This window comes from Bacteroidota bacterium, from assembly GCA_037133915.1.
Taxonomy (GTDB): Bacteria; Bacteroidota; Bacteroidia; order Bacteroidales; family CAIWKO01; genus JBAXND01.
Genome location: JBAXND010000046.1, coordinates 1 through 17,813 on the forward strand (window position 1 = coordinate 1; position 17,813 = coordinate 17,813).

Below are 17,813 nucleotides of genomic sequence, written 5' to 3' on the forward strand. Positions count from 1 at the left end.
GTTTTAAGTTGACATTTTGTTGCTTTTTTTGTCAACCTATTTCAGGACAAGTCAACCTCCCTTCCCCATCTAAGGGGGAAGGGCCGGGGATGGGGGCTTTTTCTCCCGACTCACGACTAATAATAAGTACATCACCTACGTTGCCTAAGCAATCACCCTGAGTAGTTCGTGCTTTCGTCGCGAGCCAAAAATCATGTTACTACCTATTAAAATTCAGCGAATGCTTGATTAACGACATTTCCCTGCGGCAGTACTTTTACACTCGCTAACACCTAATGTATAACCAAGCGGTACTCACAGATGAAACGTACGATTACTCTCATGTTTATTGCATTATTTGCCCTTACTTCTATGCAGGGAAATGCGCAGGAAAAAAAGAAATGGCTAAGCATTGGCTCCGATTTGATGAGCCGTTACGTTTGGCGCGGAACCTGTTACAGCCGCAGCCCGAACGTACAGCCTTCCATCACCTTCGATCCCGGTATCGGACTCAAAGCCGGTGCATGGGGCTCGTATGGCATCATGGGCGATTATGCCGAAGCCGACCTTTTTCTTTCCTATTCATTCAAGGGCGTTTCGCTTACGCTGAACGATTATTATTTCCCGAATGAATCAGCTCCGGTAATGAACTATTTCAATTATAAGAGTGCAACTACAGGTCACCAGTTTGAAGCAGCTCTGGGTTATGATGGTCCCGAAAAGTTTCCGATACATTTTCTGGCGGGCACCATTGTTTATGGCGCCGACAAAAAGCTGGATAAAACCACCATCGACACTGTTACCATGGATACAACCATGACCTACAAGAGTCGTTTTTCAACCTATTTTGAACTTGGATACACCTTCGGAATGTTCAACGTGTTTGCCGGATTCACACCTGCAGCCGGAATTTATGGCGACGGCATGGGCGTTATCAACGCCGGAATTACCGCACGTAAAGAAATTAAGATTACGGATAAGTTCTCCCTGCCTGCGCAGATGTCGGTCATCACAAATCCGCGCGCACGCAACATTTACTTTGTTTTCGGAATATCCATTTAACCAATTATACTAACTAAAAATCTAACATTATGATGCACAACTTGCTGCTTTCAATCCCATTCGACACCGGTCGCACGGGATTCATGCTGCTGGCCACCAGTCTGGTTATGCTTATGACGCCTGCGCTGGCATTCTTTTATGGCGGTCTGGCCGGAAAAAGAAACATCCTCGGAATTATGATTCAAAGCTTTGTTTCCATGGGCTGGACCACCGTTTTGTGGTGGGCCTTTGGTTATTCGCTCTGTTTCAGCGGGGCAGGAGCCATCTTCGGAAACTTCGACAAAGCCCTGATGCTTGGTGTTGACATGAACTCGCATTTTATGATCAACGGCACGGAAACAAACCTGCCCGAGTACGTTTTCATGGCGTATCAGATGATGTTTGCAATCATCACACCTGCCCTCATCACCGGTGCCTTTGTGAACCGTGTTTCTTTCAAATCCTACATGCTCTTCCTCACCATCTGGCAGATTCTCGTATACTATCCCATGGTACACATGGTATGGGGCGGTGGCTTACTGGCTCAGTGGGGTGTTCTTGACTTTGCAGGCGGTATAGTGGTTCATGCTATTGCAGGTTTTGCGGCGCTGGCTTCTGTGTTATATGTTGGTTCAAGGAAAGATAAAAAATCACCTCCCAACAGTATTCCTCTGGTTGCTATTGGTACAGGTTTATTGTGGTTCGGATGGTACGGCTTTAACGCCGGAAGCGAACTCGACGTGGATGCTATCACAGGAAACGCTTTCCTGAATACTGACGTGGCAGCTTCGTTTGCTACCGTTACATGGTTGTTTATCGACTGGTCGCGTGAGAAAAAACCCAAGTTTGTAGGACTTCTTACAGGTTCTGTCGCCGGTCTGGCAACGATTACTCCTTGCGCCGGTTTTGTGCCGCTGTGGACAGCACCCATCATTGGTATTGCTGCCGGTGGAATATGCTATCTGGCTGTTTCTTTCAAGAACAGACTTGGCTGGGACGATGCTCTTGACGTATGGGGCGTTCATGGAATGGGCGGCGTTGTCGGTACAATACTTCTGGGCGTATTTGCTTCCTCCACCATCAATCCGCTGGTTACAACCAATGGTCTGGCAATGGGCGGTGGATTCAGCTTCTTTGGAAAAGAGTTAGTAGCGGTTGCAGGGGCTTCGGCCTATGCATTTGTCTTTACCTATATAATGCTTATGCTGATTAATTTTATCACTCCCGTGAAAGTAAAACAGGAAGATGAAAATATTGGTCTTGATGAAGCATTGCACGGTGAAAAAGCTTACGATGAAGGTGTTCTTTAATTGAGTTTAGTTTGTCTTAGTTAAAAAGCCCCGGCGAAATTTCGTCGGGGCTTTTTTTTATATCAGTTCAGCGAAATGTTATTCCACAATCAGCGGAATGCATTTGCGGTAACTGCTGTTCTCAACAGAGAGAAGGTAGGAACCCGGTTTAACAGAACCAAGGTCAAGGGTGTTTTCCGCATTAACAAGGGCATTGTTCATGAAAACTACCTTCCCGCTAAGGTCACAGACAATAACTCTTGAGGGCTCGCTGTTCAGACCTGTATTCAGTGTAAACGTTCCGTTACAGGGATTCGGGTAAGCGTTGAACGCCGGTAAGGTATTCTCATCAACACCTACTACGGTCGGTCCGGTACTGAATTTCCATACAGATGACCAGGGCGACCAGATGGTGCCGTTGCCTGCTTTAATTCTCCAGAAATAGATAGTATTTGTTCCAAGCGGACCGGTAATAGCGCTGGGACTTGCAATGGCGCCACCGATGGGAGCAGAAAAATTGGAATGCGTATCAAATTCATAATAGTATTGTGTGGCTGCATAAACAGAACTCCAGGTAAGTGTGGTTCCTGTTAGAGCTACATTGACAGTAAGATCAGGAGGTGAAATGAGTGTCGGTGCCGTATTGTACTGAACAACCGTTGCGAAACTCCACACATTCGACCAGGGTGAATAGCCGTTGCCGTTGCTTCCTCTTACTCTCCAGTAATAGGTTGTTGACGCCAGCAGAGTACCTGAAACATGAGTGAGTGGTGTAGAGTTACCGAGAACCGAATTGGTAAATGATGAATTATCGGCATATTCATACTGGTATGAAGTAGCTCCTGTTGAAGCGTTCCATGTAAAATTAACGGTCGAGAGCGGTACATTGGTAGAGCTGTTCGCAGGGCTGACAAGCGTAGGAGCAGAGGTGAGCTGATACTGTGTGGTAAAAGCCCATGGTGAGCACCAGCTCGATGTATCTAAGCTATGGTACACCCTGACCTGCCAATAGTAAGTTGTGCCATAGGTAAGACCATACAGCGTGTCCTGTACTGTGCTTCCGGGCATTTGCATCAGCACCGCATTCGACATATTACTAAACGTACTGTAACGATATTGATAGCCTGTTGAACCTGCCACCGAAACCCATTTCATGGTAGGGTTGATGCTAACATTGGTAGCATTGTTTGCAGGCAGTACTAATATCATCTCGTCAAGCACACTGAAGTTCCTCACCGTCGACCACAATGTGGTGTCAAGACTGTGTCTTCCTCTCACTCTCCAGTAATAATTTTGTCCGAACATCAGGTTACTGCAATTGGCGGTTGCGCTGCTTCCGGCAACAGAAAAATAAGTGTTGAACGGGGAATTAAAACTTGCGCTGGTATCATATTGAACATCATAATTGGTAAGTCCGCTTATAGCCGTCCATGTGAGTGTGGCGTTGGGTGCCTGATTATTTGCACCAATTCCCGGTGTTGATAATGTCACCTGATTGATGGTGGAGAAATTCCATATCGCAGACCATGCCGATGAATCGGGTGAGCCGCCTGTTTTGATGGCGCGTACGCTCCAGTAATACGTTGTCCCGAAAAGCAGGTTGGCGCAGTTCACCTGACTCACGGAAACTTGCTGGGCAACGGCTCCGGCAAGCGTGGGACTGGTAGACAGTTTGTACTGGTAAGCAGTGGCGCTTGTGCTATTGCTCCAGTTGAGCAGTACATCCGGTGCTCTGTTTGTAGCACCCACAGTAGGTGCCGTAATGGTTGGTGTGTTTAATGTTGCAAAAGCATTATTTACACCAAGTGCAAACGCTGCAACAAAAAGCAGGGTAGTGAGTCGTTTCATGAAATATAATTTAGGTTTAAGATTTCAAAGATATAGTTTTTTATTTTTTTACGAACCGTCGTAATCGTTCTTACGGCAGAATAATTGGGCCTTCGTAAAAACGCACAAATAGAAAAGCACATGAGGCTTAGTGATTGTGCTCTTTTTTTAAGAGGGTATCGCGAATTTCGGTCGCGTTCAACAGTAATTCCATTTTTGCTTTGAACGCAATGGGAACGGCTTTACGGGCAAAGCGCACGGGATTCCAGAAACTGCCTCCGAGCGTGTCTTTTCCCGAAATTTCTTTATGTGCCATATGGCTGCCTTGTTCGTCAAAAACAGAAGCCGTTACTTTGAAGTTGAGCCATGTTTTGGTATAGGTATCGCAGAACCATTCATCAAGTCTGATTATCATGACTCTGTCAGCATTGCATTCCAGTGCGCGTTTATATACTTCTTCCGGATTATCGAGGTGGGCGGTTTGAATTTTCACCACATTGTGACCGGTTTTTTCCAATGCCAGTGCTATGGATTGTGTCATATCGGAAGCCAGCGACTGCCCGCTTTTTGTACCTATATTATATGGAATGCCAACGCCCGACCGCATATAACCGCTAAAGTCGGGATCTTTCTTTTTATTAAGCACCCAGTCGCGCTGGTCGTGAACTGCAAGCGCAATTTTTGCGTGCCCCTGATAATCGATATCAATAGCGATATCGTTGTACTGATGTCTGTTTCCTATGGCTATCATTGATGCATTTTATTCGTGATACTTAAATTTTGAGAACAGCTTGTCTCGCCTTAGGCGAGGCATTGAATTTGGGTTATACCCGTTATTAATAATGTTTCAAAAATACAGTTAGAATTGTTGAAATCCAACAATCATCCATTTTTTTGTCAGGTTCTTATTAACAAAAAAGCGTTATAAAGTTTGAAATATTGTTTATTCCTGAAGTATCATTATAAGATGGCAGGACACAAATATGATATTTATGATGTGTTAATGCGGCTGCCCGTATTTTGAGCCTGTTGTAGGAGAAATTTACATGCAATTCTAGTCTTTTGTAAAACCACGTTTCTAATGAAATATTTATAACTGATAATTAGTAAATTACGAAATGGAAAGCCCGCCATCTTTTTTATTTACGATAACTATATATATGATATTAAACAGAATTAGACAAAAAAACATTGTTAATAACTTGCAAAGTGATATAAAGTACTTTAAATTTAGTCCCTTGTTAGATAAGTATATCAAACCCATATAACCCCTAAACCTTAAAATTATGAGAAAACTTTTTATGTTGACTGCCCTTTGTTTGCTTGTTGCAGGAGGGGCATTTGCACAGTTGGTGAAAAATCCTCCGACTGTTATTAAACACACGAAATCTACCTATGTGACAGCTACTTCAGATAGCCCTGTCTATTTGGGTATGGAAAAGCCTGCCGACCTGAGCAATTCAGGAACGAATGTATCTTCGAATGATATGCAATTGCCGAAACTGGTGAATACCGGCGATGCATTAAAAGATGCCGAAACCTATCGTATTGCCAAAGAAAAGTGGATTCGGGAAAATCCGGCGAAATACGAGGAAATCGTAAAACAAAACCAAATCAAAAAGTAATAATCCTGAAAATAGCGACAATTATGAAGACAAAATTCTTACACAAAATAAAGAGTGTGCTTCTTGTCCTGTTTTTCACTACAGGATTAATCGGCACAATGACTGCCCAGACCTTCCTGTCTGAAGGCTTTGAGGGCGGTGCCCTCCCGACGGGCTGGACACAGGAATACGTTACCGGAACTAACAATTGGATTTATGCAAACGGAGGTCATTCCGGTTTGCCGGTTGCGGCGCACACAGGTTCTTACAATGCGCAATTCTACTATGGTTCATACGCAAACTATACCACAAAACTGGTTACACCTGCAATGAATATTAACCTGGTGACTAATCCTACACTTACCTTCTGGCATGCTCAGATGGATTGGTCAGGAGATGTTGACGAACACCGTATTTACTATAAGACATCATCGGGTGGTCCATGGAACCTGCTTGCTACGTATACCGCAGCTATCGCTGCCTGGACTCAGGAAGTGATTGCCCTTCCCAATGGTTCATCAACCTATTATATTGCCTTTGAGGGAACCGCGCAATGGGGATATGGAGTTTGTATCGATGACGTTACCGTTACAGGAACATATCCTATTGCATGCGGAAATACAGGCGTAAGTAATCTTACACCAACTGCCTCATGGCAAAACGCGCCCTATGTTTCCGGAACTATACCCTACTGGTCATTCACGGCCACTGCCGGAACATGGTATGATTTCAGTCTTTGCAGTAATTCGGAAGATACTTATATGACTATATACAATTCCGCCGGAGTTCTTCAGACAGCCAATGATGATGATGGCCCTTTCTGTACCGGTTTTGCCGGCCCGGCAAGTATTTCATGGCTTTGCGGAACAACAGGAACCTATTATGTTTCTGCAGCGCATTTTGTTTGCAATAATTTTGTGAGCAGTGGCAATTTGGAATATCGCTCCTTTACCAGAGCTTGTGCCGATTGTGCTCCAGCCGACGCGGCACTTGGAGATATTGGGCTCAACCTTTGGGGATATAATACAACCGGGAACCTGCTTGACGGTGGCAAATGGTCAGGCTCTTTTACGGGAAAAGCAGGAAGCATCTACCATTTCGATCTTTGTCCCGATGCTCCGGGCGCCGGAACAGCTGATTTTGATGTTGACATAAAGATTACCGATTCATCGTGCAATATTTTAGACGGAGTGGATGGCAGCTGCACTGTTGCCGACCATTACCGACCTAATGATTTCACCTGGACCTGTCCTGCCAACGGCACATATTATGTGATACTTGCACCATTTCCTTCCTACTACACCCATAGTTGCACAGGCACCGCTTCAAATACCTTTACAATGAATTATTATCGCGAACCAAAACCGCTGGTTTGTCCGGCCGGTGCCATTGCTGAAAGTGAACCTGACTGTATGGCCGGTTATGTAGATGCCACTAATGGCGGATGCAACAGCACCCCCAGTGTCTTTACGATACTGCCCAGTAATTGCAGTGATGTTCTGTGTGGTACCTCGGGAAATTATGATGTAAGTGGCTCTACTTATCGTGATACCGACTGGATTCAATTCTCTACTTCCGATTCAACAGATGTTTTTATTGACGCTATCGCACAGTTCGACCTTACTGTTGGTTTAATCGATGGTAATGCGGGTTGTCCTGTTTCTTCATTTATTACTTTTGCGACAGCTCTTGAAGGGGATTCACTTCATCTGCCTTATGTTCTCGGACCGGGTACCTGGTGGCTTTGGGTAGCCCCATCAAACTGGAACGGATGGCCCTGTGGCAGTAAATATGTAGTCAGCTTGCAAACAGTGGCAAAACCAATAGTTCCGATAGCTGCAGCAAACCCTTCATGCGGTCCCACTACACTCAACCCCATACCCGACGGGCATTTTGAATCAAGTTTCTGGCAGGGCACCAGTTGTGGAACGCTTCTTACAGATGTTGCAACCAATCCTTATGCTGTGACTAATACCGGTACTTATTACGTTCGGTCTATTAACAGCGCAACAGGTTGTTGGTCGGAATGCACATCTGTTGATGTATTTGTAAATACGCCGGGTACACTTACCGCCAATGCCAACGGCAATCCTGCGGGAGTTACTGTATGTCCTTCTGACATTGTTACACTTGGCGCAGCCTATAGCTTAACTGCCGTAGACACCCTTTTGTATCGCTGGAGCGTGGCAGGTACCGTAATTCGCGACTGGGATGCTGACCCAACCTATGTAGTACCTACTGCAACCGATACCACTTATACGGTTGAAGTTAGAGATTACTATGGCTATACAAACAATAATGTGTTGTACATGTATGGTGATGATAACAGTGCGGCTGGTCTCGCTTTTCTGCGCAATGATGTGAGAATTGGTGCTGTTGACAGCTTGGACATCAGGCTTGGAACTCCATCGGTAGCGCAGCTTCAAACCTATGGTGTAGTATTGATTTATACCGATTTTCCTCCAATGAGTCCGATGGCAATGGGCGATACACTGAAAAAGTTTGTTGACCTGGGCGGAAAACTCGTTACATTGTTTGCTGCTCAGGATACAGCCTATGGCTTGAAGGGTAGCTACCTTTCACAACACTATGACCCGATTTTTTCGACCGCCATTTACACTCCTGCAACCAGCAGTATTGGGGTGGTATCATTACCTTCACACCCGTTAATGCAGGGAGTAACTGACATCAATTCGGCATTTCATTCAACGAGTACTGCACTAACAGCCGGTTCACATCTGATATTCCGCTGGGCCGATGGAAGCGTAGGTGCAGCCTACAAAAGAGTGTTGCCTCAGGGTGGTATTTTGTCCATTAACTTTATGCCGCCCTATGCTACCGGCGCTGACGTTTATAAAATAATTGCAAATGCCGCTGCATATATGATAGGTAGTAACTGTACCATTTCAGATGATGTTCCGGTAACGGTAACTCCCTTGCCGGTTGCTGCCGGCACAATCTCAGGCAGCGATACTGCATGCGTGGGTGCAACAGGAGTAGGATATTCTGTTCTTCCAATAACCGGCGCTACTTCATACATATGGTCATACACCGGAACCGGCGCTACTATTAATGGAACCGGCGCGGCAGTGACTATAGATTTCAGCGCATCGGCGACCGGAGGTGACCTTACGGTAAAAGGCACGAATTCATGTGGTGATGGCGTTGCTTCTTCGGCACTTACCATAAGTATAAACCCGTTGCCCGGAGCTGCTGCAACTATTACAGGAACCGATACTGTATGCCGTGGTGATAACAGCGTCACTTATAGTATTGCAACCATTACCGATGCTGACACTTATAACTGGAATTATACCGGGGCCGACGCTACCCTTACCGGTACCGGAAACAGTGTTACCATAGACTTTGGCGCAGGAGCGACTTCGGGAACACTGACAGTTGCAGGTCATAATGGTTGTGGTAACGGTACTGTTTCTGCCGGTTTTACTATTGTTGTGAATACCGTTCCGGCAGCTGCGGCCGCTATCAGTGGTCCCGACACTGCCTGCCAGGGTACAACAGGTGTTTATTACAGCCTTCCGGTGCTTGCAGGTGCAACCACTTATATATGGGGTTACACAGGTACAGGCGTAACTATTAATGGCAGCGGGAGCGGCGTAACTCTTGACTTCAACAATTCTGCTACCAGCGGCAACCTTACAATACACGGGCACAATGATTGCGGCGATGGTGTTGCATCACCCGCATTTGCAATTTATGTTGATCCCTGTTCCGGAATTGAAGCCTTTGATGCAGCAAAGAATGTATCTGTGGTGCCCAATCCGAACCCGGGTGTTTTTTCTGTCATCATAATTGCAAAAGAAAAGACCACGTATATTATGAAGATTGTTGACGTGCTGGGTAAAACAGTTACTGAAAAACTGCTGCCGGTATCCGTTGGCGAGAATCGTGTTGAGATGAATCTTAGCAATCAGCCTTCGGGAACGTATTACCTGAATCTGACTGACGACAATAATAAAATTGTCAAATCCATACTTATTGCACGATAGTAATGTGTTCATAATGAAAAAGCCATCTGCACACAGCGGATGGCTTTTTCATTTCATTTTTGAATCATGACAGCGTATTTCATGAGAATTGTGTAAATTTACATTCAGAAAACAATTACAAAATTCAAGGATTATGAGAATTTCGGAGTCGCTCAAATCAAAAGAAACACTGGTTATTACATTTGCCGGAATTTTGCTTTATGCGAATTATCTGTATGTTGCCGGCATTGTTGTTAAACTTGAAGAGATATTACTCAGTCTTGTTTTTAAAGCCTACGGGTTATTTATTGTTGCCAAGATACTCACGTATCTGGTGCTATTTACGATGTTGCTGATTTTTACATTGCGGCTCATCAGAAATGCTGTTCCAAATGAAGCTGTGGTAACTGACGGTGAGCCCGTTATTGTTAAAGAACGGGGCAATATCAATGCACTGATGGTGGTGCTTGTTTCGCTTCTTCCGCTTCTGTACGGTCTTTCAGTTTTCCTGAATTACCTGAATGTAACCATTGCAGCCAGAGTGTATGTCGCAAATATTGCAGGTCAGATACTGTCTATCAATAACGGTATCGATATCGTATTTAATATTCTGAACTTTTTGTATTTTATTATTGTAGCGGCGATGCTGCTGTCGAAGAAGAATTAAAACTCTTTCATTTTTTTATCCATCTCGCGTTTGATATCTTTAGTCTTGATGGCTTCGCGCTTGTCGTAAGCATGCTTGCCTTTTGCCAGTGCAATTTTTAATTTAGCGAGTCCTTTTTCGTTGATGAAAAGTTGTGTCGGAACAATAGTGCAGCCTTTTTCTCTGACTTTGGTAAACAGCTTTTTTAACTCCCGGCGTTTTAGCAGCAGCTTGCGTTTACGTTTCGGGTCATGGTTATTATAAGTACCGTATGTATATTCTGAAATGTGCATTGCCACCACAAAAAGTTCGGTTCCGTTAAATACACAATAAGCATCGGTAAGGTTTGCTTTGCCTTCGCGGATTGATTTTATTTCGGTTCCGGTAAGTACAATGCCGGCATCAAATTCTTCGAGCAGGTGATACTCGAACGATGCCTTTTTATTTCGTATTTTAATTTCTGTACCCATAGTAATCAGGGTGCGAAAATACGATTAATAGTTCGCAGGGATGTTCTTTTTCTTGTAAATATTATAATAATAGTAGTCGTACACTGCCTGTGTTGGCAGGGCGTAGGCAAAAAATATTCCGATGCCAGGAGAAATAAGCCCGCGTGAAATGCCCTTGTATTGATGGTCGTTATAGGGCAGTACCGTGTACTTCAGGGTAGGTTCAATGCTGACGGAAAATTCATCTGAAAAGGGAATGTAAACGCTGAAATTTACGATTGCCTGAATGTTGAGGTCGCGTTCGGCTTTTGATATCAATCGTTCCGTATGATCTTCAAACGTCATGACTTCATATTTTCCCAGCGAAATTACAGGCGCTACACCAATGCCCGCATTGAATTTTATCTTCGAGGCATTGAACAGATTTATTTTAAGAATTACGGGTATATTAATAGTGTTATAGCGTATTGCCCTCACATAATCTTTTGTGTAAAGCGGTTTGTCATATAAATCAAAAACTGTATCGTTCAAGGTTTTTGTTTTGTATCCCTGACTTTCAAAAACTAAACCCGACTGGAAATAGAGCCTCTTACTCAGCTGACGTGAGAATAGTAATCCGGCGGTATAGCCAATTCTGGGTTTCTCTATAGCATCAAAAGTGCCGGACGAAAAACTTTCGGCGGTGCTGCCCGATGCAATGCGGGTGCAGTAATCGGGCGAAGCATAAATGCCAATATCCCACCAGGTAGTATCGGAATCGTCAGTTTGTGAGAATGCAATACCTGAAAAAAGTAAGAGAAAAATGATGGTAAGTTTTGACTTTACAACATTCATAACAGCGGGAAATTTTCATCAAACCTAAACAAAATCGGAAAATTTACCAAATAATAATCTTTTTCATCGTGCATTTACACAGTATCGTGATTTAGAGTTTAGTGCTGTTTATAAATGCCGAGCCGTATTGATTCTCACGGGGTTCATACAGTGCAAAACATTAAAAATCAAACATTGTTAGAAAACTAACAAAACTAATAACCAGTTAGATACTGATTTTATGCTGTAGGTTAATGGAGAAGTATTAATTTTGCACGTCTTTTAAAAAACAGAAATGGAAAATAATAGTATTCTTAAAGGAGGCGAATTTCTGATCAGGGAATCACATAACATTTTTGTACCTGAAGAATTCACCGAAGAACAAAAAATGATTGGGGAAACGTGTTCTGATTTTCTTGACAAGGAAGTTTTTCCGGTACTTGACCGCATTGATTCTATGGAACCCGGTATAATGCGTGGTCTTGTTGCAAAATCAGGAGAGCTTGGATTGCTTGGTATCAGTGTTCCGGAGGAATATATGGGCTTCGGTCAGAGTTTTGTAAGCTCAATGCTTGCGAGCGAAGTGCTGGGTGGTGGACTTTCCTATGCGGTTGCATATTCTGCTCATACGGGCATCGGCACACTTCCTATATTATATTACGGTAACGAAGAACAAAAGCAAAAATATATTCCCAAACTGGCAACCGGCGAATGGGCTGCCGCTTATTGTCTCACCGAACCCAATGCCGGCTCTGATGCCAATTCGGGTAAATCGCGTGCGGTGCTTTCGGAAGATGGAAAAAATTACATTCTGAATGGTCAGAAAATGTGGATTACCAACGGAGGCTTTGCTGATGTTCTTACGGTTTTTGCAAAAATTGATAATGATAAAATTCTGAGTGCATTTATTGTCGAGCGCGATTTTCCGGGTGTTTCCTTCAATCCTGAAGAAAAGAAAATGGGTATCAAGGGGTCATCAACCGTTCAGATATTTTTTAACGACTGCGTGGTTCCTGTTGAAAACCTGCTTGGCAAAAGGGGCGAAGGCTTCCGTATAGCCTTGAACATACTTCATATCGGTCGGATAAAACTGGGCGCAAATGTTCTGGGTGCCGCTAAAAAAGCCATTACCCATTCGGTGCATTATGCCAATGAACGCAAACAGTTCAATACTTTAATTTCAAATTTTGGTGCTATAAAATACAAACTGGGCGAACAGGTAATCCGTATTTTTGCTACGGAATCGGCTGTTTACAGACTTGCGAAATATATTGATGAACGTATTGATGTGCTTGTTGCCGAAGGAATGAACAGCGAAAAAGCCCATCTGGAAGCTATGGGCGAATATGCGCTTGAAGCCGCTATTCTTAAGGTCTTTGGGTCAGAATCTCTGGATTATATTGTGGATGAAGCCGTACAGATTCATGGCGGAATGGGCTTCTCGGCCGAAATGCCTGTTGACCGCTGCTACCGCGATTCCAGGATTAACAGGATTTTTGAAGGAACGAACGAAATCAATCGTCTGGTGGTGGCCGATACCATGCTGAAACAAGCCAAAAAGGCCGATTCCACAATGTTTGCCATTGCCGCTGAAATATACGCAGGCATCGAAGAAATAAAATGCTGCAACCATATTGAAGATTATTACGAACGTAAAAACCAATATGTCCTGAACTTCAAAAAAGCCGTTATCCTTACACTGGGCAGGGCATACGAAGGCCTTGGTAAAAAATTCTCGGAAGAACAGGAAGTAACCATGGCAATCAGCGATATGGCAATTAAATTGTATGCTGCTGAATCGCTGCTGCTGCGGGTAAAGAAACTCGAAACACTGAAACGTCCCGAAGAAATGTTGGTGTATAAAGACATGCTCAACGTTTTTATTTATGAAGCCGGCATGAGTATTCTTAAATCGGGTATGGATGCTATCACTTCATTTGCCACAGGCGAAGAATACAGCAAGCTGAAAAAAGGACTGGGGCGCCTTACATCAACTGAAGGCATGAATATAAAAGAAGCCAGACGCACGGTTGCCAATAAGCTTATTGAAGAGAATACCTATTGTTTCTAATTGCGTTTAGTTTTCACTTCCAAAAGCCATCCTTTTAAGGATGGCTTTTTTTATATGTATGACTCACCAACTTTTTTTTTCATTTTTTGTGACTTTTGCTAGGTTTCCGTTGTCTTGTTAGGTAATAATTCATATTTTTGCTACATCTAATAAAATTGGTCATTTCCAATTTTTTCAATTAAAATTATTCGACATTAATAATTTAATAAAAACGGTTATGAGAAACCTATTTTCTTCATCAATTAAAACCCGAACATTTGGGGTATTTGCGCTTTTCATCATGCTGTCGCTTAGCTCAGCAAAACTATTTGCACAGTCAGGGGCTTCCATTAATAACACAGGCATTGCACCCGATCCTTCAGCAATGCTTGATGTAAGTGCAACCGACAGGGGCGTTTTAATTCCTCGACTCGCGCTTGTGAGCACAACAAATCCTATTGCTGTGACAAAACCCGATGGTTTGCTGGTATGGAATACTTCAGTTAGCGGCACTTATCCAACACCCGGATTTTACTACTGGAACGGTTCCGACTGGAAGAAATTGAGTCAGGGCGATAACCTTGGAAACCACAATGCGACGCAGGCTTTGGATATGTCTAACTTCAAAATTGACAGTCTTGCTGACCCAACCACGGCTCTCAATGCTGTGAATGCTCAGACTATTCAGAATGGAGCGCTATTGTACGCGTCCGCTTCAGGTACCGATAATTATTCAATGACACTTGCTCCGGCAGTCACAACTTATACAACGGGTATGGTTGTGAATTTTAAAGTAGCCAATGCAAATACCGGTGCAGTTACATTGAATGTAAATGGTCTCGGTCAGAAAGCCGTAATTAAAAACAGTAACGCCGCTCTCGTTGCCAATGATATCAAGGCGGGACAAGTTGTGACTGCTATTTACGACGGAACGAGTTTTCAAATGCAGAGCCTTCTCGGCAACCCATCAACCGGTGGTGGTGGCACAACTTCCGACCCTACATTGATTTATACAACAGACGGTTTCTAAAACCAACAATAATATGAAAAGATTTGTGGCATATGTTTTTGCCATTCTGTTGGTATTCCATGCAGCCGGAGTGTTTGCGCAAGGTTATTCTCTAAAATTCAATCGTGTAATTGATACAGTACTCACCGTTAATATCACTACATGCGTTGATTTAGGCGGAAACGGCGTTTCGGGCGGTGTTATTACTGTTCCAGCAGGCACCATCTGGAAAGTCGAAGCAGTTGGTCCACTGATGTATCAAGGTGATGTAACACTGTATAATAATTGCTCTGCCAGTAATTACGCAAATTACGTTACCACCTGGGCTATTATTGTTGACGATGGTGGCCCTGACAGAGGTTTCCTGAAACGGAGAATATATGAGAATGGCGCTTACACCCTGCAAACACTTGACGGGACATTGTGGCTGCGCGCTGGCACTTCAATGGCTGCAACTGTATATTCAACGAGCGCAACATATAAATTCACGCCTTACGCAACCGTTTCAAATTCTTTTTCATGTAAGGCACAGCTTTCTATAATTGAATTTTTACTTGTCCCTTAAGATGAAAAAACTACTGCTCACAGGAATAATGTTCGCTTTGCTGCTTTGCGTTGGTGCAAATGCGCAAAGCTATACGCTGCAGTTTAGTCAGGCAATTTTAGTTAGCAGTACTCAGCAAACTGTTCCCACAGGCAAAGTGTGGAAAGTTGAAGGAGTTGCGTCGCCACGCATGGAGTTTGGATATAATCAGGCTATTTCTGATCAAAATATTTTAATTAACGGGGTGACGATTTCTGTGCAACTCAATGGGATTTACAATACAGGCTATTCTTCCGGGTCTCCTCAGAATCTGGGTTGGGGCACACACTTTCCGTTGTGGCTGCCTGCCGGGACTACTCTTAAAACGGGTTCAAACGTAGCCTACATCAGTGTAATTGAATTTAATCTTTCTACTCCATAGTCATGAAAAAACTTGGGCTGTTTATATTTTGCATTGTTGTGCTCATGCTGTATTCTAATACACGGCTCTTTGCGCAGCACACATTACAGTTCAATCAAGTGAAGCTGGTTGGTACCGTTGAAACTGTCCCAACAGACAAGGCCTGGAAAATTGAGAGTGTTCTGCCGGCCACCCGACTCACATCAGCATTTTGCTGGGGCTCCTCAAGCTGCGGTTCGGCACAGACTCAGACAGTCATAACTGTTGACGGAACCAGTGTTTACCTTGCCACAAGCGATGCAAGCGGTTCATCTTATATGTCAAATGCAACAGCAGCGGTTTTAAATACTAATATTTGGCTTCCGGCAGGCACAACACTAGCCGCCGGTAGCGGGGTTTATAAAATCAGTGTTATCGAATTTAATATCATAGCACCGTAAAAGAAATGAAAAGATTAATAATGATTGTTGCTGTTTATCTTGTTCTTTCTGCTTTTGCAGAGAAAATATGGGCGCAGGGCTATGCACTTCGTTTTAATACAGTATTACTTGTTTCGTCTTTAGATACGGTACCTGCAGGAAAAATTTGGAAAATTGAATCGGTGATGCACAGCAGCGATCTGAATGCTATCGGAACAAGTCTTGCCTGGTCGGCCGTTTCATCAGCCATCAAGGTAAACGGCAATACTGTCTATATAAATCGAAATACTTCGGGTAGTGCGCGAATTTATTATTCAAGCTATGTTGACCCCAATGCAACATCTGATATGAACCTGACGGCATTGCCCATATGGTTGCCTGCCGGAACAACACTGGCGGCTTTCACGAATATAAATTATATCAGTGTTGTTGAATTTAATCTAGTCACACCATAATGAAAAAGAAATTCTATAGTTTTTGCATTGCTTTATTCGTGTTCGCTTTGGCGGGATATTCGGCCATGGCGCAATCAAAAACCCTCACCTTTAATCAGGTTTTGATTTTGACAAACGGAACCAGTTACACAGTGCCTGTTAATAAGGTGTGGAAGCTTGAAAGTGCCGTTTACGTAGGGATTTATATGGATTATTCTACCTTCGCTACTGCGATAATTAACAGTACTGCTGTTTGTTTGATACCCTTTTCTTTTTATGACGGCAATAGTTATGCACGTACTCCCATTTCAACTGCGTTTCCCTTTTGGGCACCTGCAGGAACAACGGTGCAGCCGACAGGGAAAACTAGTATGATTTCTGTTATTGAATTTAATGTGGTGACAACACCCTGATGAAAATGAAAGCCAAAATTATTGTAAGCATTGCATTCATTTTATGCACGATTCACGTTTCGTTCGGGCAGTACAACCTGCAGTTCAAATCTGTGAAGAACTTTTCGCTGAGCGGGCAGGGGCAAAATCAATGGGGCGCTACGCTTGCTTCCCAAACTATTACTGTTGACCCGGGAACAGTTCTGAAAATTGAATCGGCCAGTGTCAGCAATATGTACAATAATAATTGGTTCTATCCGAATATTCAATGTGGCTTGGCGCTTGAGAATACTATTCTTATTTCTTATAATAATTCAAATGTTACTGCTGAGAGTCAATTTCCGTTGTGGCTGCCTGCAGGAACGTATACGCTTAAACTTTTCGATCAAAGCAGCAGTGGCTTGAGTGCAAGCTACTATCCAAAAGGATATGTAACTGCAATTGAATTTATGTTGGTAACACCGTAATATGACAAAGAAGTTTTTTATAACAATAGCTTTTTCAATACTGGCGCTCAATCTGGCGTTAGCTCAGTATAATCTGCAATTCAAATCTGTGAAAACATGGGATTTTGGTGGGCAATGTACGGGCAGCTGGCAGGCAAATGTGTTTTCTCAATCAATTACTGTTGACCCCGGAACCGTTCTTAAAATTGAATCTGCAAGTTCAACAGTGCTCTACGGAAATGCTAACGGATGGTACCAGAATTTATCGGCAATATCATTGGATAATAACATGCTTTACGGATATTTTTACAGCCAGTCATCATATACCATGGAGCGCTATCAGGCAACGTTTCCGATTTGGCTTCATGCAGGAACTTACACATTGCGCGTTTATGAAAACAGTACCAATAATTACAGCAGTACGTTTTGGTTAAAAGGATTTGTATCTGCTATTGAGTTTAATCTTGTTACTCCATAAACCA

Annotated in this window: 18 protein-coding genes; 14 read left to right on the plus strand and 4 right to left on the minus strand. The window is 43.4% G+C overall.

The window, feature by feature from the left end:
• The first annotated feature begins 300 nt into the window (after positions 1-300).
• Together WCM76_13280 and WCM76_13285 are read left to right on the plus strand one after the other, a co-directional pair.
• Positions 301-1,041, plus strand: coding sequence for a hypothetical protein (locus WCM76_13280; protein ID MEI6766599.1), 741 nt, complete (start codon positions 301-303; stop codon positions 1,039-1,041).
• A 29-nt stretch (positions 1,042-1,070) separates the two neighbouring features.
• The gene (locus WCM76_13285; protein MEI6766600.1) at positions 1,071-2,330 is read left to right on the plus strand and encodes an ammonium transporter; all 1,260 of its coding nucleotides are present in this window, start codon (positions 1,071-1,073) and stop codon (positions 2,328-2,330) included.
• A 78-nt stretch (positions 2,331-2,408) separates the two neighbouring features.
• Here WCM76_13285 and WCM76_13290 read toward each other — a convergent pair whose 3' ends face one another.
• Both WCM76_13290 and WCM76_13295 read right to left on the minus strand, forming a co-directional pair.
• The gene (locus tag WCM76_13290) at positions 2,409-4,157 is read right to left on the minus strand and encodes a T9SS type A sorting domain-containing protein (protein ID MEI6766601.1); all 1,749 of its coding nucleotides are present in this window, start codon (positions 4,155-4,157) and stop codon (positions 2,409-2,411) included.
• A 127-nt stretch (positions 4,158-4,284) separates the two neighbouring features.
• Positions 4,285-4,887, minus strand: a complete 603-nt coding sequence (locus WCM76_13295; GenBank protein MEI6766602.1) for a hypothetical protein — start codon at positions 4,885-4,887, stop codon at positions 4,285-4,287.
• A gap of 535 nt (positions 4,888-5,422) precedes the next feature.
• Here WCM76_13295 and WCM76_13300 point away from each other — a divergent pair.
• The 3 genes from WCM76_13300 to WCM76_13310 all read left to right on the plus strand — a co-directional run bounded on the left by WCM76_13300 (position 5,423) and on the right by WCM76_13310 (position 10,396).
• On the plus strand, positions 5,423-5,761 hold the full coding sequence (locus WCM76_13300; GenBank protein ID MEI6766603.1) for a hypothetical protein: 339 nt from the start codon (positions 5,423-5,425) through the stop codon (positions 5,759-5,761).
• 23 nt (positions 5,762-5,784) lie between these two features.
• On the plus strand, positions 5,785-9,750 hold the full coding sequence (locus WCM76_13305; protein ID MEI6766604.1) for a T9SS type A sorting domain-containing protein: 3,966 nt from the start codon (positions 5,785-5,787) through the stop codon (positions 9,748-9,750).
• Positions 9,751-9,883: 133 nt separating this feature from the next.
• The gene (locus WCM76_13310) at positions 9,884-10,396 is read left to right on the plus strand and encodes a hypothetical protein (GenBank protein ID MEI6766605.1); all 513 of its coding nucleotides are present in this window, start codon (positions 9,884-9,886) and stop codon (positions 10,394-10,396) included.
• On the opposite strand, the gene smpB is transcribed toward WCM76_13310, so the two are convergent.
• Positions 10,393-10,845 carry an SsrA-binding protein SmpB gene (gene smpB / locus WCM76_13315; GenBank protein MEI6766606.1) on the minus strand — a complete coding sequence of 151 codons (453 nt, stop codon included), beginning with the start codon at positions 10,843-10,845 and terminating at the stop codon, positions 10,393-10,395. The genes WCM76_13310 and smpB overlap by 4 nt on opposite strands.
• 24 nt (positions 10,846-10,869) lie before the next feature.
• Positions 10,870-11,658: an outer membrane beta-barrel protein gene (locus WCM76_13320; GenBank protein ID MEI6766607.1), complete on the minus strand. Its 789-nt coding sequence runs from the start codon at positions 11,656-11,658 to the stop codon at positions 10,870-10,872.
• Positions 11,659-11,932: 274 nt separating this feature from the next.
• Here WCM76_13320 and WCM76_13325 point away from each other — a divergent pair, with 274 nt between their 5' ends.
• The 9 genes from WCM76_13325 (at position 11,933) to WCM76_13365 (ending at position 17,809) form a co-directional block, all read left to right on the plus strand.
• Positions 11,933-13,708: an acyl-CoA dehydrogenase family protein gene (locus WCM76_13325; GenBank protein MEI6766608.1), complete on the plus strand. Its 1,776-nt coding sequence runs from the start codon at positions 11,933-11,935 to the stop codon at positions 13,706-13,708.
• 217 nt (positions 13,709-13,925) lie between these two features.
• Entirely contained in the window at positions 13,926-14,717 is a 792-nt protein-coding gene (locus WCM76_13330) for a hypothetical protein (protein ID MEI6766609.1), read from the plus strand.
• 13 nt (positions 14,718-14,730) lie between these two features.
• On the plus strand, positions 14,731-15,261 hold the full coding sequence (locus WCM76_13335) for a hypothetical protein (protein ID MEI6766610.1): 531 nt from the start codon (positions 14,731-14,733) through the stop codon (positions 15,259-15,261).
• 1 nt (position 15,262) lies between these two features.
• Positions 15,263-15,661, plus strand: coding sequence for a hypothetical protein (locus WCM76_13340; GenBank protein ID MEI6766611.1), 399 nt, complete (start codon positions 15,263-15,265; stop codon positions 15,659-15,661).
• A 2-nt stretch (positions 15,662-15,663) separates the two neighbouring features.
• On the plus strand, positions 15,664-16,080 hold the full coding sequence (locus WCM76_13345) for a hypothetical protein (protein MEI6766612.1): 417 nt from the start codon (positions 15,664-15,666) through the stop codon (positions 16,078-16,080).
• A gap of 5 nt (positions 16,081-16,085) precedes the next feature.
• Complete coding sequence (locus tag WCM76_13350) at positions 16,086-16,514, plus strand: hypothetical protein (GenBank protein ID MEI6766613.1); 429 nt, start codon at positions 16,086-16,088, stop codon at positions 16,512-16,514.
• Positions 16,514-16,906: a hypothetical protein gene (locus WCM76_13355; GenBank protein ID MEI6766614.1), complete on the plus strand. Its 393-nt coding sequence runs from the start codon at positions 16,514-16,516 to the stop codon at positions 16,904-16,906. Before WCM76_13350 ends, WCM76_13355 begins: the two co-directional genes overlap by 1 nt.
• Before the next feature lie 5 nt (positions 16,907-16,911).
• On the plus strand, positions 16,912-17,352 hold the full coding sequence (locus WCM76_13360) for a hypothetical protein (GenBank protein MEI6766615.1): 441 nt from the start codon (positions 16,912-16,914) through the stop codon (positions 17,350-17,352).
• A gap of 1 nt (position 17,353) precedes the next feature.
• Entirely contained in the window at positions 17,354-17,809 is a 456-nt protein-coding gene (locus WCM76_13365; protein MEI6766616.1) for a hypothetical protein, read from the plus strand.
• Positions 17,810-17,813: the final 4 nt, after the last annotated feature.